General features: G+C 71.2%; 22 protein-coding genes and 1 pseudogene. 14 read left to right on the top strand and 9 right to left on the bottom strand.

Annotation, left to right across the window (positions count from 1 at the left end; genetic code table 11):
* The first annotated feature begins 154 nt into the window (after nucleotides 1-154).
* Both ACZZZB_RS06480 and ACZZZB_RS06475 read left to right on the top strand, forming a co-directional pair.
* The gene (locus tag ACZZZB_RS06480; RefSeq protein WP_086473183.1) at nucleotides 155-760 is read left to right on the top strand and encodes a TrmH family RNA methyltransferase; all 606 of its coding nucleotides are present in this window, start codon (nucleotides 155-157) and stop codon (nucleotides 758-760) included.
* A gap of 247 nt (nucleotides 761-1007) precedes the next feature.
* Nucleotides 1008-1328: a hypothetical protein gene (locus ACZZZB_RS06475; protein ID WP_137242369.1), complete on the top strand. Its 321-nt coding sequence runs from the start codon at nucleotides 1008-1010 to the stop codon at nucleotides 1326-1328.
* A gap of 430 nt (nucleotides 1329-1758) precedes the next feature.
* On the opposite strand, the gene ACZZZB_RS06470 is transcribed toward ACZZZB_RS06475, so the two are convergent.
* The 3 genes from ACZZZB_RS06470 to ACZZZB_RS06460 form a co-directional block, all read right to left on the bottom strand.
* Nucleotides 1759-3636 carry a YhgE/Pip family protein gene (locus ACZZZB_RS06470; RefSeq protein ID WP_079705006.1) on the bottom strand — a complete coding sequence of 626 codons (1878 nt, stop codon included), beginning with the start codon at nucleotides 3634-3636 and terminating at the stop codon, nucleotides 1759-1761.
* A gap of 70 nt (nucleotides 3637-3706) precedes the next feature.
* Complete coding sequence (locus ACZZZB_RS06465) at nucleotides 3707-4363, bottom strand: hypothetical protein (RefSeq protein ID WP_191940444.1); 657 nt, start codon at nucleotides 4361-4363, stop codon at nucleotides 3707-3709.
* On the bottom strand, nucleotides 4353-5048 hold the full coding sequence (locus ACZZZB_RS06460; RefSeq protein ID WP_137242368.1) for a TetR/AcrR family transcriptional regulator: 696 nt from the start codon (nucleotides 5046-5048) through the stop codon (nucleotides 4353-4355). Before ACZZZB_RS06460 ends, ACZZZB_RS06465 begins: the two co-directional genes overlap by 11 nt.
* 143 nt (nucleotides 5049-5191) lie before the next feature.
* Here ACZZZB_RS06460 and ACZZZB_RS06455 point away from each other — a divergent pair, with 143 nt between their 5' ends.
* Nucleotides 5192-5650, top strand: coding sequence for a DUF3151 domain-containing protein (locus tag ACZZZB_RS06455; RefSeq protein WP_338000141.1), 459 nt, complete (start codon nucleotides 5192-5194; stop codon nucleotides 5648-5650).
* Between the two features lie 50 nt (nucleotides 5651-5700).
* Here ACZZZB_RS06455 and ACZZZB_RS06450 read toward each other — a convergent pair whose 3' ends face one another.
* The gene (locus ACZZZB_RS06450; RefSeq protein WP_064295553.1) at nucleotides 5701-6453 is read right to left on the bottom strand and encodes an HAD-IIB family hydrolase; all 753 of its coding nucleotides are present in this window, start codon (nucleotides 6451-6453) and stop codon (nucleotides 5701-5703) included.
* 252 nt (nucleotides 6454-6705) lie between these two features.
* Here ACZZZB_RS06450 and ACZZZB_RS06445 point away from each other — a divergent pair, with 252 nt between their 5' ends.
* From ACZZZB_RS06445 to ACZZZB_RS06410, 8 genes are all read left to right on the top strand, one after another.
* Nucleotides 6706-7992, top strand: coding sequence for an adenylosuccinate synthase (locus ACZZZB_RS06445; RefSeq protein WP_064295554.1), 1287 nt, complete (start codon nucleotides 6706-6708; stop codon nucleotides 7990-7992).
* A gap of 33 nt (nucleotides 7993-8025) precedes the next feature.
* The gene (locus tag ACZZZB_RS06440; RefSeq protein ID WP_079705009.1) at nucleotides 8026-8319 is read left to right on the top strand and encodes a winged helix-turn-helix transcriptional regulator; all 294 of its coding nucleotides are present in this window, start codon (nucleotides 8026-8028) and stop codon (nucleotides 8317-8319) included.
* A 42-nt stretch (nucleotides 8320-8361) separates the two neighbouring features.
* On the top strand, nucleotides 8362-9477 hold the full coding sequence (locus tag ACZZZB_RS06435) for a lactonase family protein (protein ID WP_194643802.1): 1116 nt from the start codon (nucleotides 8362-8364) through the stop codon (nucleotides 9475-9477).
* A gap of 49 nt (nucleotides 9478-9526) precedes the next feature.
* On the top strand, nucleotides 9527-10159 hold the full coding sequence (locus ACZZZB_RS06430; protein WP_124768619.1) for a GNAT family N-acetyltransferase: 633 nt from the start codon (nucleotides 9527-9529) through the stop codon (nucleotides 10157-10159).
* Between the two features lie 251 nt (nucleotides 10160-10410).
* Entirely contained in the window at nucleotides 10411-11520 is a 1110-nt protein-coding gene (locus tag ACZZZB_RS06425) for an ABC transporter substrate-binding protein (protein ID WP_137242365.1), read from the top strand.
* Entirely contained in the window at nucleotides 11520-12482 is a 963-nt protein-coding gene (locus ACZZZB_RS06420) for an ABC transporter permease (RefSeq protein WP_244631728.1), read from the top strand. The genes ACZZZB_RS06425 and ACZZZB_RS06420 overlap by 1 nt, the downstream gene beginning before the upstream one ends.
* Nucleotides 12479-13291 carry an ABC transporter permease gene (locus ACZZZB_RS06415; protein ID WP_085512186.1) on the top strand — a complete coding sequence of 271 codons (813 nt, stop codon included), beginning with the start codon at nucleotides 12479-12481 and terminating at the stop codon, nucleotides 13289-13291. Before ACZZZB_RS06420 ends, ACZZZB_RS06415 begins: the two co-directional genes overlap by 4 nt.
* Nucleotides 13288-14385 (top strand): ABC transporter ATP-binding protein, encoded by a 1098-nt coding sequence (locus tag ACZZZB_RS06410; protein WP_463529222.1) that lies wholly within the window; start codon nucleotides 13288-13290, stop codon nucleotides 14383-14385. The genes ACZZZB_RS06415 and ACZZZB_RS06410 overlap by 4 nt, the downstream gene beginning before the upstream one ends.
* Nucleotides 14386-14451: 66 nt before the next feature.
* Here ACZZZB_RS06410 and ACZZZB_RS06405 read toward each other — a convergent pair whose 3' ends face one another.
* Nucleotides 14452-15606 (bottom strand): AI-2E family transporter, encoded by a 1155-nt coding sequence (locus ACZZZB_RS06405; protein WP_463529221.1) that lies wholly within the window; start codon nucleotides 15604-15606, stop codon nucleotides 14452-14454.
* 127 nt (nucleotides 15607-15733) lie between these two features.
* Here ACZZZB_RS06405 and ACZZZB_RS06400 point away from each other — a divergent pair, with 127 nt between their 5' ends.
* The 3 genes and pseudogenes from ACZZZB_RS06400 (at nucleotide 15734) to ACZZZB_RS06390 (ending at nucleotide 18450) form a co-directional block, all read left to right on the top strand.
* Nucleotides 15734-16048, top strand: coding sequence for a hypothetical protein (locus tag ACZZZB_RS06400; protein ID WP_463529220.1), 315 nt, complete (start codon nucleotides 15734-15736; stop codon nucleotides 16046-16048).
* 102 nt (nucleotides 16049-16150) lie between these two features.
* A pseudogene (locus tag ACZZZB_RS06395) lies at nucleotides 16151-16828 on the top strand (ABC transporter ATP-binding protein); the annotation flags it as partial.
* 227 nt (nucleotides 16829-17055) lie between these two features.
* A complete protein-coding gene (locus ACZZZB_RS06390; protein ID WP_463529219.1) occupies nucleotides 17056-18450 on the top strand; it encodes an FtsX-like permease family protein in 1395 nt (464 codons plus the stop codon).
* An 85-nt stretch (nucleotides 18451-18535) separates the two neighbouring features.
* Here ACZZZB_RS06390 and aztD read toward each other — a convergent pair whose 3' ends face one another.
* Genes aztD through aztB form a run of 4 tightly spaced genes read right to left on the bottom strand, consistent with a single transcriptional unit; the run spans nucleotide 18536 to nucleotide 22962 of the window.
* Entirely contained in the window at nucleotides 18536-19783 is a 1248-nt protein-coding gene (gene aztD, locus ACZZZB_RS06385; RefSeq protein ID WP_192004497.1) for a zinc metallochaperone AztD, read from the bottom strand.
* Between the two features lie 28 nt (nucleotides 19784-19811).
* Complete coding sequence (gene aztC / locus ACZZZB_RS06380; RefSeq protein WP_426738383.1) at nucleotides 19812-20744, bottom strand: zinc ABC transporter substrate-binding protein AztC; 933 nt, start codon at nucleotides 20742-20744, stop codon at nucleotides 19812-19814.
* A gap of 2 nt (nucleotides 20745-20746) precedes the next feature.
* Nucleotides 20747-22072 (bottom strand): hypothetical protein, encoded by a 1326-nt coding sequence (locus tag ACZZZB_RS06375; protein WP_463529218.1) that lies wholly within the window; start codon nucleotides 22070-22072, stop codon nucleotides 20747-20749.
* Complete coding sequence (gene aztB, locus ACZZZB_RS06370) at nucleotides 21964-22962, bottom strand: zinc ABC transporter permease AztB (RefSeq protein ID WP_191940451.1); 999 nt, start codon at nucleotides 22960-22962, stop codon at nucleotides 21964-21966. The genes ACZZZB_RS06375 and aztB overlap by 109 nt, the downstream gene beginning before the upstream one ends.
* Between the last annotated feature and the right edge of the window lie 40 nt (nucleotides 22963-23002).

Here is a 23002-nt window from a genome sequence, read left to right as displayed (position 1 = left end):
TCCGTGCGGGCTGCGCGAGCGCTGCGCCGCGGGGGTGGCGCGGCGTCGGGCCCGGACCTCCAGTGTGGCACGGCGCGGGTAGGGTTGGCTGGTGCCAGAGACCCCGCTCCACCCGGACGACCCGGTCGCCGGTCCCGATCAGGCCGAGAGCCCGATGGCCGGCGTCGGTCCGTGGCAGGGGGAGTGGCCGGACGACCCCTGGTACGACCCCGAGCTGCTGCGCGACGGCGACACCCGGAACGTCGTCGACCGCTACCGGTACTGGTCGATGGAGGCCATCGTCGCCGACATCGACGACCACCGCCACCCGTTCCACGTCGCCATCGAGAACTGGCAGCACGACATGAACATCGGGTCGATCGTGCGCACCGCCAACGCGTTCGCCGCCGACACCGTCCACATCGTCGGCCGCCGTCGCTGGAACAAGCGCGGAGCCATGGTGACCGACCGCTACCAGCACGTCGAGCACCACGTCGACGTCGCGGCGCTCGTCGCCTGGGCGTCGGTGGCCGAGCTGCCGATCATCGCGATCGACAACGTGCCGGGATCGGTCCCGATCGAGACGTTCAGGCTCCCCGAGCGGTGTCTCCTCCTCTTCGGACAGGAGGGGCCCGGACTCTCGCCGGAGGCGCTCGCCGCGGCCGATGCGGTGCTCGAGATCACCCAGTTCGGGTCGACGAGATCGATCAACGCCTCCGCGGCAGCGGCCGTCGCGATGCACGCCTGGGTCATGCAGCACGTCTCCTTCGACGCCTCCTGATCGGGTTGGCCCCCGTCCGCGGGTGGTTTCCAACGGCAGCGCTGCGCCTACCTCAGGAACACCTCAAGATTCCCTCAATTGACCCCGCGGTCCCCCAAAGTGCCGACACCGCCCGGCATACTGTCTAGCGGAGCAACACTCCACCGCTGAACCCGAATCCCTCCGGCACCCGAAGCCACCGAGGGCCACCGCACGGACCCGAATCCGTGCGGTGCGAATCGGCGGTCACCCGAAGGATGAATCGAAGATGACGCACCGTTCTGCCCTGGGAGCCTCGCCCGAACGAGGAACCCACCCGTCCAAGGTCCGTGGCATCGCCGCGCTCGCCGTCCCGGCAGCCCTCGCGGTCGCCCTCATCGTCGGCGTCGCCGCGCCGGCTCAGGCCGACGCCCGGGTCGACGAGGCGTCGAGCTCGATCAGTGCGACACAGACCGGCTCGGGCGAGCTCATCGCTCCGGCCGGTGCGTTGTTCGCGTCGCTCCTCATCTGGGGAGCCGGAGCCGCGTTCGCGACTCGTCGTCGGATGCTCGCCGAGCAGCGCGAGGAGGCGTCGCTGCTCTCCAGCTGATCAGCGCGCTGCACCCGCAGCCGGTCGCCGTGGCCCGAACCACGTCGCTCAGCTGCTCCAGACGGAACACGCCCGTTCCGTCGCACCGGTGGCCGCCGGGAGTCCCCCCACTCCCGGCGGCCTCCGGTGTTTCCGGGGTACGACGGCAGGGTCTCCGCCACGGACGACGGCCGGTCCGTCCGGTGGCTCGACGACGTTCCAAAGAATCTGCCGCGTTCCGCGTCATGAACGAGCGTTCGCGCGATCACTCAAGGGAGTGCAACGCTGTCGGGCGGACCCGAACCCGGATCGACGCGGCGCTCAGACGTCGACGTCGAACGATGCCCGACCCGAATGGGCGTCGCACGCAGCAGGCGTACCGCACGCGCCGGAGCGTCGTCCCACCCGAGGACGACGCTCCTGCGCGGGCGCCTGCGCGCTCGACCGGTGCCTAGCCGATGAGGCTCGGCCGGAGGTCGCGGAGCGTCCTGGCGTGCGTCATCCGCGTCACGCCGATCGCCGAGAGGCTCAGCGCGATCGCCAGCCAGGCGAGCAGGACCCCGGCGTCCTGCAGGGCGGCGTCCATCCGTCCGCCATACATCAACTGGCGCATGCCGTCGACCGCGTAGGACATCGGGAGCACGTGATGCAGGGCTGCGAGCGGCGCCGGGAGTGTCTGCCAGGGGAACGTCCCGCCGGCGGTGACGAGCTGGGCGACCATGAGCACGAGGCCGAGGAACTGCCCGACACTGCCGAACCACACGTTGAGCGTCAGGATGATCGCCGCGAAGGTGAGGGACGCCAGCGCCATCATCCCGTAGGTCGCGAGCGGGTTGTGGACCTCGAAGTGCAGGGCGCCGGCGAGGATGCCGAACAGCGCGACCATCTGGATCGTCCCGAGGAGGCCCGGCGTGAGCCAACCGGCGACGGTCACCTTGATGGGGCTGTGGAGCGCCGTGATCGCGCGCCGAGACACCGGCTTGACGATGAGGAAGAGCGCGTAGATGCCGATCCAGGCGGCGAGGCTGACGAAGAACGGCGCGAGTCCGGCTCCGTAGGTGCCCGCGCTCGTCACGGAGGAGTTGGTCAGCTTGACCGGATCGGCGATCGTCTTGGCCTGGAGTTCGCGGGAGTCCGCCGTGGTCGCGGGGATGGCGTCCGCGCCCGACTGCAGACCGTCGCGGAGGGTGACGATGCCGTCCCGGAGGGTGCCGAGCCCCGTCTGCAGGCTCGTGAGGCCGGTCTGCAGCGATGCGGCACCGTCGGCGGCCTGCTGCGTCCCCGAGGCGAGCGCGGGCATCGCGTCACTCAGCTTCCGGGCACCTCCCGCGACCTGCTGGGCGCCGCTGTTCAACTGGTCGACCTGCGACACGACGGTCTGGACGCGCTCGTTCGCCGTCGTGGCGTCGGCGGCCACCGGGTCGAGCAGTGCCAGCACCTGGGCGATCTGCTCGGGGGTGAAGCCGTTCTCCGCGAGGGTCTGCGAGATCTGCGCGCGGGCCGTGGGGATCGAGTCGACGAGCCGCTGGGCGGCTGCTCCGACCTCGTCGCCCTTGCCGGCGAGGGTCGAGGTCCCGGACGCCACCTGCTCGGCACCCGAGGCCAGCTGGTCGGTCTGGGCGGGCAGGCTGGCCGTCCCCGAGGCGATCTGCGCGGTGCCGGATGCGAGGGTCGCCGCGCCGGCCTGGGCCGTCCCGGCACCGTCGAAGGCCTGCTGGGCGCCGTCGGCCAACTGCGTCGCGCCCGAGGTGGCGTCGACGAGCTTCGTCTTGATCGTGTCGAGGGCGATGAGGAACCGGCCGGCGGCCTGGCGGTTCACCGTCTGCACGATGGTCGCCTTGATCTGCTTGACCGCCTGCTCACCGATCGTCGTCGCCAGGTAGCTGTTGGCGTCGTTCGTCGTGAGCTGGACCGTCGCCTGCTGCGGGGCGTCGCCCGACGCGGAGGTGAGGGAGGTCGAGAAGTCGGCGGGGATCGTGACGCTGAAGTCGAAGGTGCCGTCGTTCACGCCCCGGGCGGCGTCGGCCGCGCTGACCTCGTGCCAGGCGAACGATCCGTCCTCGATGAGCTGGTCGGCGATGTCGTCGCCGTAGTTCTCCGTCTCGCCTGTCGCATCGCCGGTCGTGTCGTCGGTCGCCGGCGCACCGGTGTCCTCGACGACGAGCGCCACGGGAACCTGGTCGAGCTTGGCGTACGGGTCCTGGTTCGCCCAGAGGTACAGGCCGCCGTAGAGCAACGGGACGCACATGAGGGCGACGAGGGCGAGCCGCGACATGGGCGTGGCCCACAGGCGGGACAGTTCGGCGCGGATCATCGCGAAGATCTTCACAGGAGGTCCTTCTGGGGACGGGTGGTGCGGGATGAGGGGAGGGCTGGACGGTCGTGGTGCACGGTGTGCGTCACGACCAGTCCTGCTGGAAGAGGGGGACGAGTTCGTCCGTGGCGTTCTCGGACACCGGGGCGTCGGCGGTGGCGTTGATGGCGGTCGCCGAGGCGTCGCCGGCGATCACGAGGACGCCGTAGCCACGGGCGGCGAGCTTGCGGGCGAGGTTCCACCACTCGAGCGGGTCGCCGCCGTGGCGGTCGGGGGAGACGAGGACGAGCGCGGTGACGTCCTCCCGGAGGACCGCGAGCTCGGTGAGGAGCCGCACGCGGTCGGTCGGTGCGACGGTCGAGATCGGCTGCTTCGCGAGGTGCGCGAGGTCGAGCGACTCGAGGAACCGCGCGACGGCGAAGGGGTGGCTCGCCCGCCCGGCGAACATGAGCTCCTCGGCGACGACGCCGGAGACCGCGACGCCGCTGGCCGGTTCGGAGACGTCGGGGGCGTCGATGAGGGCGATCACGCGGCGCATCGTCTTGCGGTCGGTCGCCCCGTCGACGAGGACGGTGCCGGTGTCGGGCATCATCCGGCCGGAGGCGATGAGGCCGAGGACGGTCGGCCGCTGCTCGGTCTCGGCGCGGGCGAAGGTCGCCTCGCCCGTCCGGAAGGAGAGGGAGGTCGGCTCGAGGACGATGCCGCCCTTGCCCTTGGAGACGCCGTCGAGTTCAACGCGCATGGGAGGACTCCTCGTTCGTGCCGGTGCCGGTGGTGTGGCGGTGGGTGTCTGCGTGTTCGGTGTCGGCGCGGTCGGCGACCGCCGTGGCGTCCTGCCACGACAGACCGACCGCCCCGAGGGTGGCGAGCATGACGAGGCGGCGGCCGGCGCTCGTCGAGAGGCCGGATCGGGTCGCCTCTTCGAGCACCCCGACGGCCGTGCTCTCGACGAGTCGCGCGAGCACGCCGGCGTCGATGTCGGGGCGGATGGAACCGTCCGCGACACCGGCCTCGACGGTGCGGAGAAGGAGGGTCCGAACGGGTTCGAGGGCTGCTGCCGTGACCGCGCGGAGCGGCCCGCGGACGGCGAGCGGCGCCATGATGCGGACGTGGTCCACCTGGGCCCAGAGGACGTCGCCGATGAGCGCGATGGTGGTGAGCGGGTCGTCGCCCTGGACGGCCGTGATCGACGAGGCGACGCGCTCGGCCCCCGCCACGACGACGGCGTTCACGAGCTCGTCGCGCGTGGCGAAGTGTCCGTACACCGAACGGCGGGTGAGGCCGGCGGCCGCCGCGATGGTCTCGAGGCTGGCGTCGGGGTCGCTGCGGAGCGCCAGGCGGGCGGCTTCGAGCAGCGCGACGCGGTTCTCGGCGGCGTCGCGACGAGGGGCGCGCGACCCGCTCGCGGGCGCTTGGGTGGTGGTCATGACAGCGATCGTACTATCTTGCACAGCGGTGTGCAATATTGATGTCGACGGATGCGGCGAGCTCACAGCGAGGGCTGCCAGCTTCCTCCCACGCCGGGCCCCGGGAACGGAGCTATGGTTGAACGATGACCGGTGAGAATCTGATGGCAACCCCTCCGACACTGCTGCCGGACGACAGCGCCACCGATGCCGAGTTCCACGCGGCCGTCGGTTCGATCGAGGCGCTGGCGGACCTCCTCGCGGCCCACCCCCGCTCCTCGCTCGGCTGGGCACTCCTCGCCGACGCGGTCCACGACCCTCAATCGCCGATCCCCGGCTACGCGGCCGCTCGGGTCGGGTACCACCGCGGCTTGGACTCGCTCCGTGCTGCCGGTTGGCGCGGTCAGGGCCCGATCCCGTGGTCGCACGCGCCGAACCGCGGGGTGCTGCGCTCGCTCTACGCGCTCCGCCGCTCCGCGAAGGCGATCGGCGAGACCGAGGAGGTCGAGCGTCTCGACACCTTCCTGCGCGAGGCCGACCCCACTGCGTCCGAAGAGATCGAGTACCTCGTCGCGGCGGCGGCCCCGCCGACCTCCGCGATCGTCATCCTCGGTTCCGACTAGCCCTTCGACAGGCTCAGGGACCGGGGCCGACAGGCTCAGGGGCCGACGCCCTACAGGCCGAGCGACTCCAGGTACGCCGCTGTGTCCTGCCAGCCGTGCACGGCCACCGACGGCACCCCGAGCGCGAGGACCGGGTAGTCGTTGCCGCCCTCGTCGAGGCGGTCGCCGACGAAGACCATCTCCTCCAGCGGGATGCCCGTGTGCTCGGCGAGCCGCGTCATGCCGAACGCCTTGTCGACGCCCGCCATGGTGATGTCGACGGAGGTCGAGCCGCCGGATCGGACCTCGAGGTCGGGGAGCAGCGCCTGCACGGCGGCGCGCAGCGACTCCTTCTTCGCGCCGTCGGGGTCCCAGGCGGTCTTCTCGGCGACCGGCGCGGCCTGCCCGAGGGCGGAGAAGGTGATCTGCGAGCCGCGGTCCTCGAGGATCGGTCCCCAGGTCTCGTCGGCCCAGAGGCCGAGTCGCTTGGCCTCGGTCTCGAGAGCGCCCATGGCGCGGGCCTTCTGGTCGTCGGTGAGGTCGTGCTTGTAGACGGTGACCCACGCGGTGCCGTCGAAGCGGTCGTACCGGGTGCCGCAGGTGGGCATGAGGTGCAGTCGGCCGAGGGCCTCGGGCGACGCGGCTCCGAGCCGGTCGAGCACCTGGTTCTGGAACTGCACGATCTGGCCGCCCGAGATGATGCACACCGAGGTGCGTTCGAGGAGCGCGACGAACAGTTCGGCCATGCGAGGGTCGAGCGCGGACTTCGACGGGGCGAGGGTGTCGTCGAGGTCGAAGGCGACGAGGCGCGGCAGGGAGGTCATGGGTTCCGTTCGGTCGGTCGAGAGGACGGTCGTCGAGGGCGATCGGCAGGCAGGACGGCCGCCCGAGGCCTGAACATCCCCTCATGGTATCGAGCGCAGCCTGGGACTCGGTGCCCGTGACCCTCCTCCGGTACGATGGAGGGGTGCGTGCACGAGACGCCCGCCCGCAGAGGGTGGGCGTCCGGCCTGTCAGGGCGTGGTTCCCCAGCGGATCCGCCGGGCACACGAGAATCCGGAAGGGGCGGCATCCAGATGCCAGCAATCGTGATCGTCGGCGCCCAGTGGGGCGACGAAGGCAAGGGGAAGGCCACCGACCTGCTCGGTGACCGCATCGACTACGTCGTGAAGTTCAACGGCGGCAACAACGCGGGGCACACGGTCGTCATCGGTGACGAGAAGTACGCGCTCCACCTCTTGCCGTCCGGCATCCTGACGAGCGGCGTCGTCCCCGTCATCTCCAACGGTGTCGTCATCGACATCGAGGTGCTGTTCCACGAGCTCGAGGCACTTCAGGCCCGCGGCATCGACGTCTCGCGCCTCCTCGTGAGCGCCAACGCGCACGTCATCACCCAGTACCACCGCACCATCGACAAGGTGACGGAGCGCTTCCTCGGCAAGCGTCAGATCGGCACCACCGGCCGTGGCATCGGCCCGGCCTACGCCGACAAGATCAACCGCGTCGGTATCCGCATCCAGGACCTCTTCGACGAGAACATCCTGCGCCAGAAGGTCGAGGGCGCCCTCGACCAGAAGAACCACCTGCTGGTCAAGGTCTTCAACCGCCGCGCCATCACGGTCGACGAGATCGTGGCCGACCTCCTCGCCTACGCCGAGCGACTCCGCCCGATGGTGGCGGACACCGCGCTCGTGCTGAACGAGGCGCTCGACGATGGCAAGATCGTCCTCTTCGAGGGTGGCCAGGCCACGATGCTCGACGTCGACCACGGCACCTATCCCTTCGTCACCTCCTCCAACGCGACCTCGGGTGGTGCCGCGACCGGCTCCGGTGTCGCACCGAACCGCCTCGACCGCGTCATCGGCATCGTCAAGGCCTACACGACCCGCGTCGGCGCCGGCCCGTTCCCGACCGAGCTGTTCGACGAGTCCGGCGACTACCTCCGCTCGAAGGGCTTCGAGTTCGGCACGACGACCGGTCGTCCGCGTCGCGTCGGCTGGTACGACGCCCCGATCGCCCGGTACGCGGCGCGCATCAACGGCGTCACCGACTTCGTCCTGACGAAGCTCGACATCCTCGACGACCTCGCCACCATCCCGGTGTGCGTCGCCTACGAGGTCGACGGCGTCCGGGTCGACGAGGTGCCGGTCTCGCAGACCGACTTCCACCACGCCGTCCCGATCTACGAGGAGTTCCCCGGCTGGCAGGAAGACATCACCGGTGTCCGCCGCTTCGAGGACCTCCCGAAGAACGCCCAGGACTACGTGCTGGCGCTCGAGGCGATGAGCGGTTCGCGCATCTCCGCGATCGGCGTGGGTCCCGGGCGCGACGCGATCGTCGTGCGTCACGACCTCGTCGACTGATCCGAGTAGCGAACGACGAGCGTCGAACGCGCCATGGTGGACGAATCCAGTCAGCCGTCCCTGCCCGGGCTGCCACCGGTCGAGGAGCTCACGAGCGGTGAGGTCAGGCCTCGGCCGGCGGTGCGTGCCCAGCGCGACGCCGGTGCGCTCGACCCGCGGGTCCGGCGCGCTCTGGCGACCCTCGACGACGATCCCGACCTCTCGTTGGTCACCCTCGCGAACGCGCTCGGGATCACCCGCGCGACGCTCATCCGGATCGTGCGTGAGGCGATCGGCATGACCCCGAAGGAGTACGCGGCCGGCGTCCGCGCCCGCCGCATCTCCTGAGCGGGCGCCGGTGCGAGACGGCGCAGGTGGGAGACTGTGGGGGTGAGCGACGACAACCCCTACCTCCTGCTCGGTTCCTACACCTCGGAGGCCGACGGCACCGGTGCCGGCATCAGCCTGCTGCGCCAGGACGAGGCGGGCACCCTCCGCCTCGTGCAGTCGTCGGAGGCGCAGTCGCCCTCGTTCCTGACCCTGCACCCGACGCTGCCGATCGTCTATGCGGCGAGCGAGTCGACCGGCGCCGTCGAAGCGTTCAAACGTTCCGGAGAGTTCGGGCTCGCCCCGTTCGGCAAGCCCATCGAAGCCGGCGACTCGGTGTGCCACGTCGCGACGGTCCCCGGTGCTGACATGCTCATCGCGAGTTGCTACGGCGACGGTCGGGTCGTGACCGTCCCGCTCGCGGAGAACGCGGCGTTCGCCGGCGACCCGCGTCTCGGCGAGGCGTCCGTCGACCCCTGGGCGTCGCCCACCGCGCTCGCTGCGGAGTCCGCGGACGCGGGCGAGGACGCGCTCACGCTGCTCGCGCTGGAGGCCGCTGTCGGCGAGGCCCTGCCGTCCCGACCGTCGCGCGCGCACGCCTCGGCGCTCCTCCCGGACGGCCGCATCGCGACCACCGACCTCGGCCACGACACGGTCCGCATCTGGCAGCTCCGTGGGTCGCGGTTGGTGCTCGACCACACCGTCGTGTTCCCGCGCGGCACGGGTCCGCGACACCTCGTCGTCCACCCGAGCGGCCACCTCCACGTCATCACCGAATACTCGGTCGAGGTCTTCACGCTCGGTGTCGACGGCACCGACGGGCACTGGCACATCCTCGCGGCGACCGTCGCGGCCTCGGAGGGCGTGTCCGAGGGCGACACGGGCGCTGAGATCAGCCTCGCCGCCTCGCGGGAGCAGCTGCACGTCGGCGTCCGCGGGAGCGACCGCATCGCCACCTTGCGCGTCACCGGCGACGGTTCGCGGGTCGAGGCCGTGGCCGACGTCGAGTGCGGCGGGACGATGCCGCGCCACCACCGGGAGTCGGGTCGCTTCCTGCACGTCGCGAACCAGCTGTCGAACTCCATCGCGAGCTTCCGGCTCGACGAGCGCACGGGGGTCCCGACGACGCTCCTCGGGACGCTCGACGCCGGTTCGCCCACCTGCCTCATCCTCGCCTGACCGCGAGACCGGTCCTCGCGCGACGCCCGCCACCGGATACGGTGGAACGGTGACCGCACGACGCCCTGAGCCCCGTCCCATCGACGGCCGGACCATCCGCCTCGAACCGCTGGAAAGCGCGCACTATCCGGAGCTGTTCACGGCGATCGCGCACCCGGAGGTCTTCGCCGGCGGCTACGGCGGCGGACCTGCGGGGCTGCCGACGACGCAGGCCGAGTTCGACGCCTTCGCGGACGGCTACTTCACGACCGGCGTGCGCAACACCTACGTCATCCGGCTCGTCGGCGGCGAACACGACGGGCTCCTCGTCGGCACGTCCACGCTCGGCGACTTCGACGAGCCGGGGGAGGCCGCCCACCTCGGTTGGACCGCGTACGACCCGCGCGTCTGGGGCACCGCCGTCAACGCCGAGACGAAGCTGCTGCTCCTCGGACTCGCCTTCGACGCAGGCTTCGGCCGGGTGAAGATCCAGGCCGACGAGCGCAATGAGCGCTCACGCACCGCGATCCTGCGCCTCGGGGCCACGTTCGAGGGGCTCATCCGCCGCGACAAGCAGCGGGCCGACGGCACGTGGCGGACCACCGCACTGTTCTCCGTGCTCGCCGAGGAGTGGCCGGAGGTCCGGGCCGGTCTCGAGGAGCGCCTCGCCAGGAGCCCCGGCCCCGTGGCCCTCCGCGGCTGACGCGGCCGCGAGCCCCCGCCCGGTTCCTCAGCCCCCCGCCCGGTCCCTGAGCCCCCCCCGCCCGGTCCCTGAGCCCCCCGCCCGGTCCCTGAGCTTGTCGAAGGGCACTGTTCACCTGCGCGACACCGGCAGGCCCCGATCGCGCTACGTCGCGACCCTAGCTTGTCCTCCAGACGACGGACGCGGTATCCGACGGCCCGACAGCACGGGCGGCCGCCGACGTCACTGGAGGAACCGTGAACACCAGGCGTATGACCGCCCTCGCCATCGTCGCGCTCGCAGCGACCGCGCTCACCGCATGCTCCGCCGGAGCGGACACCGGAGCCGGCTCCGACGTCGACGCCAAGAAGGCGACCTCCGCCGAGGACTTCGGCGGGATGGACGCGCTCGTCGAGGCGGCGAAGGCCGAAGGCCAGCTCAACGTCATCGCCCTCCCCGACACCTGGGCGAACTACGGGAAGATCATCTCCGCGTTCGAGGACAAGTACGACATCACCGTCAACTCGGCCGACCCCGACGTCTCGAGCGCCGAGGAGATCACGGCCGCGAAGAACCAGAAGGGCCAGGACACCGCTCCCGACGTCTTCGACCTCGGCTCCGCCGTCGCCCTCGACAACCTCGACCAGTTCGCGCCCTACCAGGTCGCCAACTGGGACGACATCCCGGAGGGCTCGAAGGAGAAGACCGGCCTGTGGGTCTACGACTACACCGGCCTCGTCTCCATCGGCTACGACGCGGACGCCGTCCCGGCACCGAAGTCGCTCGACGACCTCCTCGGCTCCGAGTTCGCGGGCAAGGTCGCGCTGAACGGCGACCCGACCCAGGCCGGTGCCGCCGCAGCCGGCGTCTACCTCGCCGCCCTGCAGTCCGGTGGTTCGGCCGACGACATCCAGCCTGGTGTCGACTTCTTCCAGAAGCTCAACCAGGCGGGCAACTTCCTGCCCCTCGACCCGACCCCCGCGACCATCGCCTCGGGTGAGACCCCCGTCGTGATCGACTGGAGCTACAACAACCTCGCTGCGGCGACCGAGAACGAGGGCCAGCGCAACTGGAAGACCACCGTCCTCCCGGGCTCGGCCGTCGGCAGCTACTACAACCAGGCCATCAACGTGGACGCCCCGCACCCCGCGGCCGCGCGACTCTGGCAGGAGTTCATCTTCAGCCCCGAGGCGCAGAACCTGTACCTCGCCGCCGGCGCGTACCCGTCGACCCTCGCCGCGATGGTCGAGGCCGACACCGTCGACCAGAAGGCCCTCGACGCCGTGGGCGAGATGCCCGCCGACCTCGTGCAGTTCACGCCCGAGCAGACCGAGCAGGCCACCTCGCTGCTCGCCGAGAAGTGGGCGGCAGCGATCTCCTGATGAATGCCTCCGCCACCCGGCGGAGTGAGGCGGGGTCGGCACACGCCGGCCCCGCCGTCTCGCTCCCGCCGACCGACGCATCCTCGGCCGAACCCGCCGCGGCGCGGCCCCGCCGCCGTCCGCGCTGGGCGCTCCTCGGCCTGACGCCGTTCGCGCTGTACACCCTGCTCTTCCTCGCGGTCCCGACGTTCCTCGCCCTCGCCACCGGCTTCTTCGACGGCGACGGCGCGTTCACGTTCGACAACCTCACGGCGCTCGCCGAGCCGGCGGTCCTCGGGGCCTTCGCCAGCTCCTTCTGGGTCTCCGCCGTCACCGCGGTCGCCGGAGCCGTCATCGGAGCCCTCGTCTGTTACGCGCTCCTCGCGGTCCGGCCCGACGGAATCATCCGCACCTTCGTCGACGCGGCCTCGAGTGTCCTCGCCCAGTTCGGCGGCGTCATGCTCGCCTTCGCCTTCATCGCGACCATCGGCATCCAGGGCCTCGTGACGGTGTTCCTCAAAGACCGCCTCGGGGTCGACCTCTTCGCCGACGGCGTCTGGCTCTACCAGGTCCCCGGGCTCCTCCTGCCGTACCTGTACTTCCAGGTGCCGCTCATGGTCATCACCTTCATGCCGGCGATGGAGGGGTTGAAGCGGACCTGGTCCGAGGCGAACGCGACCCTCGGCGGCACCCGCTTCACCTACTGGACCCGGATCGCGATGCCGATCCTCGCCCCCTCCTTCCTCGGGTCGCTCCTGCTGTTGTTCGCGAACGCGTTCTCGAGCTATGCGACCGCCGCCGCGCTCATCAGCCAGGGGGCGCAGATCGTGCCGCTCCAGATCCGCGGTGCCCTCATCAGCGAGACCGTCCTCGGCCGGGAGAACCTCGCCGGTTCGCTCGCGATCGGGATGATCGTCGTGATGGTCGTCATGATGACGGCCTACTCCGCCCTGCAGGCGCGGACGGAACGGTGGCAGCGATGAGCGCCGTCCGCGACTCGGCCACGCCGTCGAAGCTCACGAGCCGCATCATCCTCGTCGTCGTCGCGGTGGTGTTCGCCGTCCCGATCCTGTCGATGGTCGAGTTCACCCTGCGCGCCGGGATCGACGGCGGCCACGACCTCGGCCACTGGGCCGCGATCCTCGACCCGGAGAACTCGCGGAAGTACCGGGTGCTCTTCCAGGGCATCGGCAACTCCGTCGTGCTCGCCGCGGTGACCGTGCTGATCGTCGTGGTGCTCCTGCTGCCGACGATGATCCTCGTGAAGCTCCGCTTCCCGAAGCTGCAGCGCGTCCTCGAGTTCGTCTGCATCATCCCGATCACCGTCCCGGCCATCGTGCTCGTCGTCGGACTCGCACCGGTCTACTCGGTCGTCGCCAGGCTGCTCGGCAGTGCGCCGTGGACGCTCGCGTTCGCCTACGGGATCACGGTGCTGCCGTACGCCTACCGGGCGATCGCCGCGAACCTGCAGTCGGTCGACGTCGGTACCCTCGCCGAGGCCGCGCGCACGCTCGGCGCCGGCTGGGGGACCGTCCTCGTCCGCGTCCTGCTGCCCAACCTGCGTCGCGGCGTGCTGACGGCGTCGGTCATCTCGGTCGCCGTCGTCCTCGGTGAGTACACGATCGCCTCGCTCCTCGGACGCAACACGCTGCAGACCTCGCTCGTGCAGGTGTCGAAGAGCGACCCCTTCGTCGCGGTGGCCTTCGCCCTGCTGGCGCTCGCCTTCGCCTTCGTCCTGCTGTTCATCATCGGCCGCGTCGGATCGATCCGACGCATCAGGGAGACACCATGACCACCATCGACCAGTCGGCACCCGCAGCGACGCCTGGAGACGGACGCCCGGCCGGCGCAGCGGTGCGGTTCGATCGCGTCGTGAAGGACTACGGCTCGGGTGCCCGCGCCCTCGACGGCGTGAGCCTCGACCTCGCGCCCGGTGAGTTCGTCGCGCTGCTGGGGCCGTCGGGGTGCGGGAAGACGACCGCGCTCCGCAGCCTGGCGGGACTCGAGGACATCACCTCGGGGAGCGTGCTCATCGACGGCGTCGACGTCGTGTCCGTGCCCACCAACCGGCGCGACCTCGGCATGGTGTTCCAGTCGTACTCGCTGTTCCCACACCTCACGGTGCTCGAGAACGTCGAGTTCGGCCTGCGCATGCGGAAGGTGCCCGCGGCCGAGCGACGGACGCGTGCCGCCGAGAGCCTCGACCTCGTCGGCCTCGGCCACCTCGCCGCCCGCTACGCCCACCAGCTGTCGGGCGGGCAGCAGCAGCGCGTCGCCCTCGCCCGGGCGTTGGTCACGCGTCCTCGGGTCCTCCTCCTCGACGAGCCGCTCAGCGCCCTCGACGCCAAGGTGCGCGTCCAGCTGCGCGACGAGATCCGTCGGATCCAGTCGGAGCTGCAGATCACGACCCTCTTCGTCACGCACGACCAGGAGGAGGCGCTCGCCGTCGCCGACCGGGTCGCCGTCATGCGTGCCGGCGTCATCGAGCAGATCGGGACGCCGGAGGAGCTCTACTCGCGGCCGTCGTCGCCGTTCGTCGCGGAGTTCATCGGCCTGAGCAACCGGATCCCGGGTGTGCTCGTGCCCGGTGGCGTCGAGGTGCTCGGGCAGGTGCTGCCGGTGATCGGCGAGCAGCCGGGGGACGGGGCCGTCGCCGCGCTCGTCCGGCCTGAGGACGTCGTGTTCACCGACGCGACGGCGCCCGCGGTCGGGTCCGCTGCGGTCGTGCTCACCTCGAGCTTCCTCGGCCCGGTGCGTCGCACGACCGTCGAGCTGCCGGACGGCACCCTGGTCGCGGTGCAGCACGGCGCGACGGAACGACTGGAGGCGGGGGAGTCCGTCCGCATCCGCTTCGCCGGTCGTCCCGTCCCGGTGCAGGCGGCCTGAGCACCGGTTCCCGAGCCCACCACCGGTCCCCTGAGTCCACCACCGGTCCCTGAGCTTGTCGAAGGGCTACGCCTTCGCGTTCTGCCGTGGCACGACGACCTGCTTGATGATCAGCAGGATCGACGCCGTCACGGGGATGGAGACGAGGGCGCCGAGCAGCCCGATGAGCGAACCGCCGACCATCGCGCCGATGACGACGAGGGCGCCGGGTACCGCGACCGCCTTGTTCATGACCCGCGGCGTCAGCACGTACGACTCGATCTGCATGTAGACCAGGTAGTAGACGATGACGATGAGTGCCGTCGTCGGTGAGTCGAACAGCCCGACGGTCGCGACGACGACGGTCGCGATGATCGAGCCGACGAGCGGGATGAGCGTCACGAAGAAGATGACGACGGCGAGGATCCCGGCGTACGGCACCCCGACGATGAGCATCATGATGAGCCCGAGGACGGCGTTGATCCCGGCCAGCACCACCATGCCGCTCACGTATCCGCCGATCGAGGCGGTGATCTGGTCGGTGATCGACACGACGCGCGGCCGGGAGCGACGGGGCACCAAGGAGTAGAAGGCGTTCTTCATCGCCTGCATGGACGCGAGGAAGTAGAGCGCGAGGACGAGGGCGATGAAGCCGCCGAAGAAGCCGTTCGCGATGCCGACGCCGAGGTTGAGGGCGCCGCCGGCCAGGACGACCCACGTCTTCGGGTCGGCGGCCACCCTGTAGAGCCAGTCGAGCGCACCCTGGAGGTCGACGCCCGGACCGAGGTAGTCGCTCAGCGACCGGAACCACTCCTGGTCCTGGATGCCGGTGAGGAAGGTCGGGGCGTTGCTCACGAGCTCGACGGCCTGCCGGGTGACGACGGGGATGACGAGGGCCAGGAGGAGCGCGAGCAGGACGGCGAAGACGGCGAAGACGATCGCGATCGCGAACGGGCGCTTGATGCCGCGTGCCTCGAGCCGCACGACGACCGGGTCGAGGCCGAGCGCGATGAAGAGGCCGACCGCGATGGAGACGAGGATGGTCGACAGTGAGCCGAGGGTGAGGACGAGCAGGATGGCCGCCAGGGCACCGAGCGCTCCGACGAAGCCGATCGCGAAGGGGCGCTGGAGCGTCGTCCTGACGGTGGTCGTCACCTCGGCCGGGCGATGGGCGCGGAACCGGACCCGCTGCTGACGTGCCGCCGGGCGCAGCGGCTGGTGGCGATGGGGTGCACTCGTCATGCCGCAAGCGTATTGCCCACCGCCCGTTTGCCCGACAGCTGTCGTGGTACCGGAGGATGAGACCGGGCCCCGGAGGATCACCCGGCTGCGGGATGTGCCGGGTGCTCGGGTTCAGGACGATGGGAACATGTCATCGATCACCCGCTCGCACGCCGTCCACACCCGGGTCACCGCACCGCTGCGGGCGGTCCCACTGACGGAGCCGATGCCGAGTCGGCGCGACGAGGCTGCGGAGCAGGGCGTGGTCGCCGAGCGCGTCAGTGCTACGGCGCACGTCGCCGCGGGCGCTGCCGGGGTCGACCTCACCGCCTCGGTCGAGCCGACGCAGGCGCCCGCGGCCCCAGCCGAAGGGACCGACGCCGGAACAGGCCTCCGGTTCCTCGGCGCGGGCTGGGCAGCCGACGCGGCGGTCTTCGCCCAATACCGCCGCCGCGGCAACTGACCGCGAGGTCCACGCCGGGTCCACCTCGCGGATGACCCGCACGGCGGAGCTTGCATCGCCCGGCCGACGCGAAGAGCGACACCCGCCGCCGACGATGGGAGCATGAACACTTCGATCCTCTCCGCTCGCGGACTCACGAAACAGTACGGGCCGACCGTCGCCCTCGCCGGCGTCGACCTCGACATCCTCCCCGGTGAGTCGGTCGCCATCATGGGTGCCTCCGGCTCCGGCAAGACCACGCTCATGCATGCGCTCGCCGGGATCGTCACCCCCGACACCGGCTCGATCGCCTTCAACACTCCGACGGGCGTCGTCCGCGTCGACCAGCTCGACGAACGGCACCGCTCGCAGCTGCGACGCGAGTCCTTCGGCTTCGTCTTCCAGCAGGGCCTGCTCATCCCCGAGCTGACCGCCGTCGAGAACGTCGCGATCGCGCTGATGCTCGGCGGGACACCGCGCATCGCCGCTGAGACGAGCGCGGCGGCGTGGCTCGCCGCCCTCGGACTGGCCGGCATGGAGACCCGTCGGATCGGCGAACTGAGCGGTGGTCAGGCGCAGCGCGTCGCGATCGCCCGCGCTCAGGTGACCGGTGCCCCCATCGTCTTCGCCGACGAGCCGACCGGCGCGCTCGACTCCCGGACCTCGGCCGACGTCATGGGGGCCCTGCTCCACGCGACGACCGGGCAGGGACGCACGCTCGTCCTCGTGACGCACGACGAGACGGTCGCCGCGCGGTGCTCGCGGACCATTCGCCTGGCCGACGGTCGGATCGTCGGGCAGCCGGGCGGGGTCGGCGCGCCGACCCCGCCGCAGCAGTTCGCGACCGGGCAGGCACCCGTGCCGCCGCAGGTGCAGCAGCCGTACCCGCCGCAGCAGCTCCCGTACCAGCAGCAGCCCGCCGGGCAGCCGTTCCCGCAGCAGCCGCACCCCCAGCCCGCTGCGCAGCCGTACCCGCCGCAGGCCTACCCGGGTCAGGCGACCGGCGTCGTCCCGAACGGAGCCCGACCGTGACCGCCGCAGTCGGGGTCGCACCGACCCGGATCCCGGTCCCCGCAGGCAACGGTCGCAGTCCCGTCGTCCGTCTCACCTGGATGCTCGCCCGCCCGGGCGCGCAGAGCCCTGCGACGATCGTGCTCCCGGCGGTCGCGTTCGCCGTGACCACGGCACTCGTGCTCACCGTGCTCGGTGGCGCCCTGATGTTCTGGCGGTGGACCGGCGAGACGGCCTTCATCTACCAGGTGCTCAGCGTGCTGGCGCTGGCCCTGCTGCTCGTCCCGCTCGGCTCGCTCGGCGGGGCGGCCGCGCGGCTCTCCGCCCGGCGCCGCGACGACCGACTCGCCACCCTCCGACTCCTCGGCGCGACACCTGGCACGGTCACGGCGATGACCGTCCTCGAGTCGGCCGGGGTCGCCCTCCTCGGTGCGTTCGCCGGGATCCTGCTGTACCTCGGCATGCTGCCGCTCGTCGGGCTCATCCCGTTCGGCGGTTCCCCGATCGGGGTCGAGGGCGTCTGGGTCGGTGTCCCGATCATCGCCGCGGTGGTCCTCGGTGTCGTGCTGCTCGCAGCAGCGAGTGCCGCCATCGGTCTCCGCGCGGTGAACGTGAGCCCGCTCGGCGTCCGCACGAAGCAGCAGGCGCCGACCGTGCACTGGCTGCGCATCGTCGTCGGGGTCATCGTCGTGATCGTCGCCTACGGCATGCTCTCCGTCGTGACGGGGTTGCAGGAGGTCGCCGTCATGATCGCCGTCCTGGGGGTGGGGTTCGCCGCCGGCGTCGGGGTGCTCGGGTTGATCGGCCCCTGGGTCGTCGGGGTGATCGGCCGTGGGTCGGCCAAGCGTGCCAAGACACCGGAGCGGCTCCTCGCTGCCCGCACGATCCTGGAGTCGCCGAAGGCGGCGTGGCGTCAGGTCAGTGGCGTGGCGATGACGAGCTTCGTCGCCGTCGTCGCCGGGACCGGGGTGGCGCTCATGGACGCCGCCGGAGGTTCCGACCTCGACCGCGAGAGCGCCATCCTCATCGACGACATCCGCACCGGCGTGATCATCACGCTCGTCGCGTCGTTCCTCATGGTCGCGTGCTCCGTCGGGGTGAACCAGGCGTCGGCGGTCCTCGACCGGCGAGACCTGTACGTCAGCCTCGACCGCTTGGGGGTGCCGCGGGACGTCATGGAACGGGCTCGCGGTCGCGCGGTCATGCTGCCCCTGCGGGTGGTCGCGCTGGGCTCGGCCGGACTGGGCGTCCTGCTCGTCCTACCGATGGCCGGCATCAGCGTCATCCTCGCCCCGCTGTCGGTCCTCGTCATCGTCGGGTGCTTCGCCTGCGGCATCGGGCTCGTGTGGGCGGCCCTTCGCGCGACCCGTCCAGTCGTCTCCGGGGTGCTCCGAGCGCCCGAGCGCGTCTGACCGCCCTGCCCGCACGACGAGAGCGCCCGTTCCGTCCCCTGCATGACGCGGGGAGGACGGAACGGGCGCTCTCGGGGAGGTCGTGTCAGCCCGTGACGACCGCGATCTCGTTCGGGACGCCGGGCAGTTCACCCGTCGTGATGTCGCCCGACGCGAGATCCACAGCGTGGATCGACTTCGTCGCCGGGTCGGTCACGTAGGCGACACCGTCCTGGACGACGAGCGCCGGGTGGGCGTCCTGCCACTCGGCCGGCGGCTCCCAGGCGTCGATGACCTCGATGGTGTCGGTGACGGCACCCGTCTGCTCGTCGAGGATGTGCAGCGAACCGTCGTTGCCGAGCACGATGACCTCGTCGCTCGGCCCTCGGGCGACGTCGCGCCAGGTGTAGCCGACGCCCTCCGGCAGGTCGACGATCTTCGTCGTCTTCGCGACCGTGTCGGTGAACGCGAGCTGGCGGAGGTCGTAGCCCTCGGCGTCGGGGTCGCTGTTGTAGTCGCCGACCGCGATGGAGGACGTCTCGCTGACGTACTGGTTGCCCGTGCGCCCGTAGGCGTCCGGCGCCTGGATCTTCGTGAAGACGCCACTGTCGTAGACGAGCACGCCGTCGCTGCAGCCGAACACGACGACCTCGTCCTTGACGGTGCCTTCACCGTGCACCGACGGGCACTGCTCGTTGCGGGCGATCTCGGTGCGCGAGTCGTCGAGCACCCGGACACCGGTCCGGGCGTCCGGGGTGCCGATCGTGGACAGCACGGTGCCGTCCTCGAGCTCGATGGCGACACCGTGGTGCGCGGCCTCCGACGGGATCGTCTCGGTCTCGGGCAGCTCGTCGGTGGCTTCGAGGAGGTCAGCGCTGTCGAAGATCGTCGTGTCGCCGGAGCCGTCGGCGAACAGGATGGTCTTGTCGGCGTGACGGACGACGTGGCCTGCGGTGTCGGCGGGGAAGACGAGGTCGGTCAGGACCGGGTCGGCCTGCTTCGAGGTGCCGTCCTCGTCCGTCCACGTCCCGGTGTCGAGGACCTGGAAGCCCTTCGTCGTGGTGACGAGCACGTGCCGCCCGTCGCCGGCGGCGTTCACCCGGTTGAACCCGTCGAGGGGGAGGTCGCCGACCACCTCGAGGGATGCGGCGTCGAGGACGAGGAGGCCGCCGTCGTAGGTCAGGGTGATCCGACGCTGCGGGTCGGCGGAGGTCGACGCACTCGGGTCGGGCGCGGAGCCGCTCGCGGTCGAGCATCCGGTGAGGAGGAGGGCCGCGGCGGTGCCGACGGCGAGGAACGGGACCCGGCCGCGCTTCAGGCGCGATGCCAGGGGACTGCGGTGGTGCTGCTGCATGGTTTCCTATCGGTTCGTGGACGCCCGCTCAGGGCGAGAGTCCGGTGGCGATGCGCTCGGTGTTCGCGCGCATCATGGTGAGGTAGGTGGGGGCGTCGCCCGACTCGGCGGTCAACGACTCGGTGAACAACGGGACGACGGCGACGTCGACGTCCGCCTCGTCGGCGAGCACCTGCACGAGCCGGTCGGGTTGCGAGGAGTCGGCGAAGATCGTCCGGACGCCGGCCTCCTCGATCGCGGTCGACAGTTCGTCGAGGTCCGAGGCGCTGGGGGCCGCGAGCGTGGTGCCGCTCGGGATGACGGCGCCGATGACCTGGAAGTCGTAGCGGGCGGCGAGGTACCCGAACACGTGATGGTTGGTGACGAGCTTCCGCTGCTCGGCCGGGATGGCGGCGAACGCCTCGGCCATCTCGGCGTCGAGCGCCTCGAGCTCGGCCGTGTACGTGGCGGCGTTCGCCTGCAGCTCGGCCGCGTCGAGCGTGGGGATCTCCTCGAGCAACGCCTCGGTGACCCCGTCCACGACCGACGTCATCTGCGTCGGGTCGGTCCAGAAGTGCGGATCGGTCGCGCCCGACACGGTCTCGAGGACGTCGACGAGCGAGCCGGCCTCGACGATCGGCACCCCCTCGTCGGCCGCGGTCTCCAGGTGCTGGGTGAGTCCCTCCTCGAGTCCCAGGCCGTTCGACACGAGCAGCTGCGCACCGGTGATGCGTGCCGCCTGCCGCGCGGAGATCTCGAAAGAATGCGGATCGGCGTCGGGCGGCATGAGGGTCAGGACCTCGGCCTGGTCACCGACGAGTTCACCGACGACGTCGCCGAGGATGTTCGTGGTCACGACGACGAGCGGGCGGTCGTCGGCGCTCGCCGCACAGCTCGTCAGGCCGGTGCCCAGCACGAGGCCGGCCGTGAGGACGGCGGTCGTGCGCAGGAGGACGGTCGTCCGGGGGATGGTCGCTCGCATGGTCAGCGTCCCGTCTCGGCGAGGAACGCCGGTGCCGTGTCGAAGGTGAAGGTGCGGGCGATCCGCGCGGCGTCGCCGTAGTCGATCTCGGAGACGGTGCGCGTGCCCGGGGTGTTCAGGTAGGCGCGGTTCTGGTCGACTTCCAGCTGGACGCCCGTGGCGAGGTCGGCTGCACCGACGAGTGCGGCCGCGGTCCCCGTCACGGCGCCGGTGGCACCATCGAGGACGAGGAGGTCGCCGGTCGTCGTGAGGCCGACGACGTGCTGGTCGCGGTCGTCGACGGCGGTGACCAGCTGCAGGGGTGCGGGGGTCGGCAGCAGCGCCCAGCTGCGCTCGCGGGTGTCGAGCAACCATGCGCCGGAGGCGCCGGCGACGGCGGCGACCGTCGGACGGCCGGGACGCGCGTGGAAGGACGTCGCGCGGTCGGCGGCGGCGACAGCCTGCGGATAGGGGATCGCCTCGAACGTGGGGACCGGGTCGGCCTCGCTCGAGCCACGGTCGACGACGGCGAGGAGCGCGCCCTCCGCGCAGCCGATGACGACGCCGACGTTGGTCGTGATGCTGCCGGCCGGATCGGTGCACCCGGCGAGCACGGCGTCGGCAGCGGTCACGGACGCCGACGAGGGGTCGAGGAGGTCGCCGTCGATGCCATGGAGATGCAGCTTGCCGGTCCCGTCGGTCGCGACGACCGTCTCGCCGATCGGCACGGTGATTCCGGGAGCACCGGGCGAGGTCCGGATCCGACCGGACTGCGTGATGTCGCCCGTGCCGAGTGCGGCGGTGTCGAGGAGGAGTGTTTCGCCCGAATCGGCGAACCGCACGGCGGTGGTCGTCGAACCGGCGGTGATCGTCGCTGGTCCGTCGCCCTCGATCTCGCCGACGACCCGCGCCTCGGCGCGGTAGTAGTGCTGGTGGTCCTCGTGGTCGACCGTCCACACACCGGTGTCGATCATCGTCACGGTGCCGGCGGGCTCGGACTGCGCGGCGACGAACCGGCCGTCGCCCGTGAGCGCCGAGATCGGGCCGAGCTCGGCGAGCGTCGTGCGCTCCTCGCTGAGCAGGTCGGTCAGCTCGACGGTGCCGTCGACGTCGGCGGTCGCGAGGTGCAGTTGCGGCTCGGGGAGCTCGCTCGCGCCCTCGACGTAGCCGTGTCCGCGAGGTTCGTCCGAGGCCGTCGCGGTGGGTGAGGCCGACCCCTGCGGCGCGCAGGCGCTGAGCGTCAGTGCGAGGGCGCCGAGAGCGAGCGCGGTGCGTGTGGCGCGGGGGAGCCGGTCGTCGGTCGGGCGGAGGCCGCCTGGTCGGATGGTCGGTCGGAGGAGTCGGTGCACGGTGCGCTTTCCAGGTGGGTCGGTTCGGTGAGGTGGTCGTCGGGGTGGTCGAGGTGTCGGTCGATGGGCCGCCGGAGCCGTCCGACGAGCGCCCGCGCGCCCCACGACACCGTGGCGAGCAGGATCGAGCAGGCGGCGATGGACGCTCCGGCCGCGGTGTCGCCGTACCAGGAGAGGAGCAGGCCGAGCAGCACGGCCAGGCCCCCGAAACCCGTGGCGAGCAGCATGATGAGCGGGATGCGACGCGCCCAGTGGGCCGCGGCGACGGCCGGCCCGAGGAGGAGCGCCACGACGAGCAGGGTGCCGACGGCGCTGTACGAGGCGACGACTGCGAGCGTCACGAGGCCGACGAGCATCGCGTGGGCGAATCGCGGCCGGAGACCCATGGTCTGGGCGACCCGGCGGTCGAAGGCGAGGGCGACGAACGGGCGGTGGAATGCGACCGCGACGCCCACGGTGACGAGGAGTGCGATGGCGAGGCCCACCAGGTCCGCGGGCCGGATGGCGAGGATGTCGCCGAAGAGGATCGCCGTGAGGTCCGTGGCGAACGATCTGCTCGACGACACGATGATGACCCCGAGGGCCAGCATGCCGACGAAGAGGAGACCGATCGAGGTGTCGTGGGACAGCCTGCCGCGCCGCGAGACGAGACTGACGCCGGCGGTCATGACGACCGCGCTGACGGCCGCGCCGGCGACCGGCGGCAGGCCGAGGAGTGCCGCGGTGGCGACGCCGGGCAGCATGCCGTGGGCCATCGCCTCCCCGAGGAACGCGAGGCCACGGAGGACGACCCAGGTGCCGACGACACCGCAGACGGCCGCCACCAGCAGACCGCCGACGAGGGCGCGCAGGAGGAAGGCCGCAGTGAACGGCTCGGTGATCCAGGTCATGGTCGAGCACTCTACATGAAAATGATTCTCAGTATTGATA

The sequence above is a fragment of the Plantibacter sp. AC185 genome, assembly GCF_979258065.1.
The sequence above is the reverse complement of the archived record's forward strand: the minus strand, read 5'-3'. Positions and strand labels throughout refer to the sequence as shown.

Excerpts from the sequence above, each read along its gene's own strand:
- ACZZZB_RS06455 (WP_338000141.1), top strand. The coding sequence starts at position 5,192 with ATGGCAACCCCTCCGACACTGCTGCCGGACGACAGCGCCACCGATGCC.
- ACZZZB_RS06425 (WP_137242365.1), top strand. The coding sequence starts at position 10,411 with ATGACCGCCCTCGCCATCGTCGCGCTCGCAGCGACCGCGCTCACCGCA.
- ACZZZB_RS06465 (WP_191940444.1), bottom strand. The coding sequence starts at position 4,363 with ATGCGCGTTGAACTCGACGGCGTCTCCAAGGGCAAGGGCGGCATCGTC.
- ACZZZB_RS06475 (WP_137242369.1), top strand. The coding sequence starts at position 1,008 with ATGACGCACCGTTCTGCCCTGGGAGCCTCGCCCGAACGAGGAACCCAC.
- ACZZZB_RS06480 (WP_086473183.1), top strand. The coding sequence starts at position 155 with ATGGCCGGCGTCGGTCCGTGGCAGGGGGAGTGGCCGGACGACCCCTGG.
- aztC (WP_426738383.1), bottom strand. The coding sequence starts at position 20,744 with ATGCGAGCGACCATCCCCCGGACGACCGTCCTCCTGCGCACGACCGCC.
- ACZZZB_RS06415 (WP_085512186.1), top strand. The coding sequence starts at position 12,479 with ATGAGCGCCGTCCGCGACTCGGCCACGCCGTCGAAGCTCACGAGCCGC.
- aztB (WP_191940451.1), bottom strand. The coding sequence starts at position 22,962 with ATGACCTGGATCACCGAGCCGTTCACTGCGGCCTTCCTCCTGCGCGCC.
- ACZZZB_RS06420 (WP_244631728.1), top strand. The coding sequence starts at position 11,520 with ATGAATGCCTCCGCCACCCGGCGGAGTGAGGCGGGGTCGGCACACGCC.
- ACZZZB_RS06440 (WP_079705009.1), top strand. The coding sequence starts at position 8,026 with ATGGTGGACGAATCCAGTCAGCCGTCCCTGCCCGGGCTGCCACCGGTC.
- ACZZZB_RS06460 (WP_137242368.1), bottom strand. The coding sequence starts at position 5,048 with ATGACCACCACCCAAGCGCCCGCGAGCGGGTCGCGCGCCCCTCGTCGC.
- aztD (WP_192004497.1), bottom strand. The coding sequence starts at position 19,783 with ATGCAGCAGCACCACCGCAGTCCCCTGGCATCGCGCCTGAAGCGCGGC.
- ACZZZB_RS06445 (WP_064295554.1), top strand. The coding sequence starts at position 6,706 with ATGCCAGCAATCGTGATCGTCGGCGCCCAGTGGGGCGACGAAGGCAAG.
- ACZZZB_RS06400 (WP_463529220.1), top strand. The coding sequence starts at position 15,734 with ATGTCATCGATCACCCGCTCGCACGCCGTCCACACCCGGGTCACCGCA.
- ACZZZB_RS06450 (WP_064295553.1), bottom strand. The coding sequence starts at position 6,453 with ATGACCTCCCTGCCGCGCCTCGTCGCCTTCGACCTCGACGACACCCTC.
- ACZZZB_RS06405 (WP_463529221.1), bottom strand. The coding sequence starts at position 15,606 with ATGACGAGTGCACCCCATCGCCACCAGCCGCTGCGCCCGGCGGCACGT.
- ACZZZB_RS06410 (WP_463529222.1), top strand. The coding sequence starts at position 13,288 with ATGACCACCATCGACCAGTCGGCACCCGCAGCGACGCCTGGAGACGGA.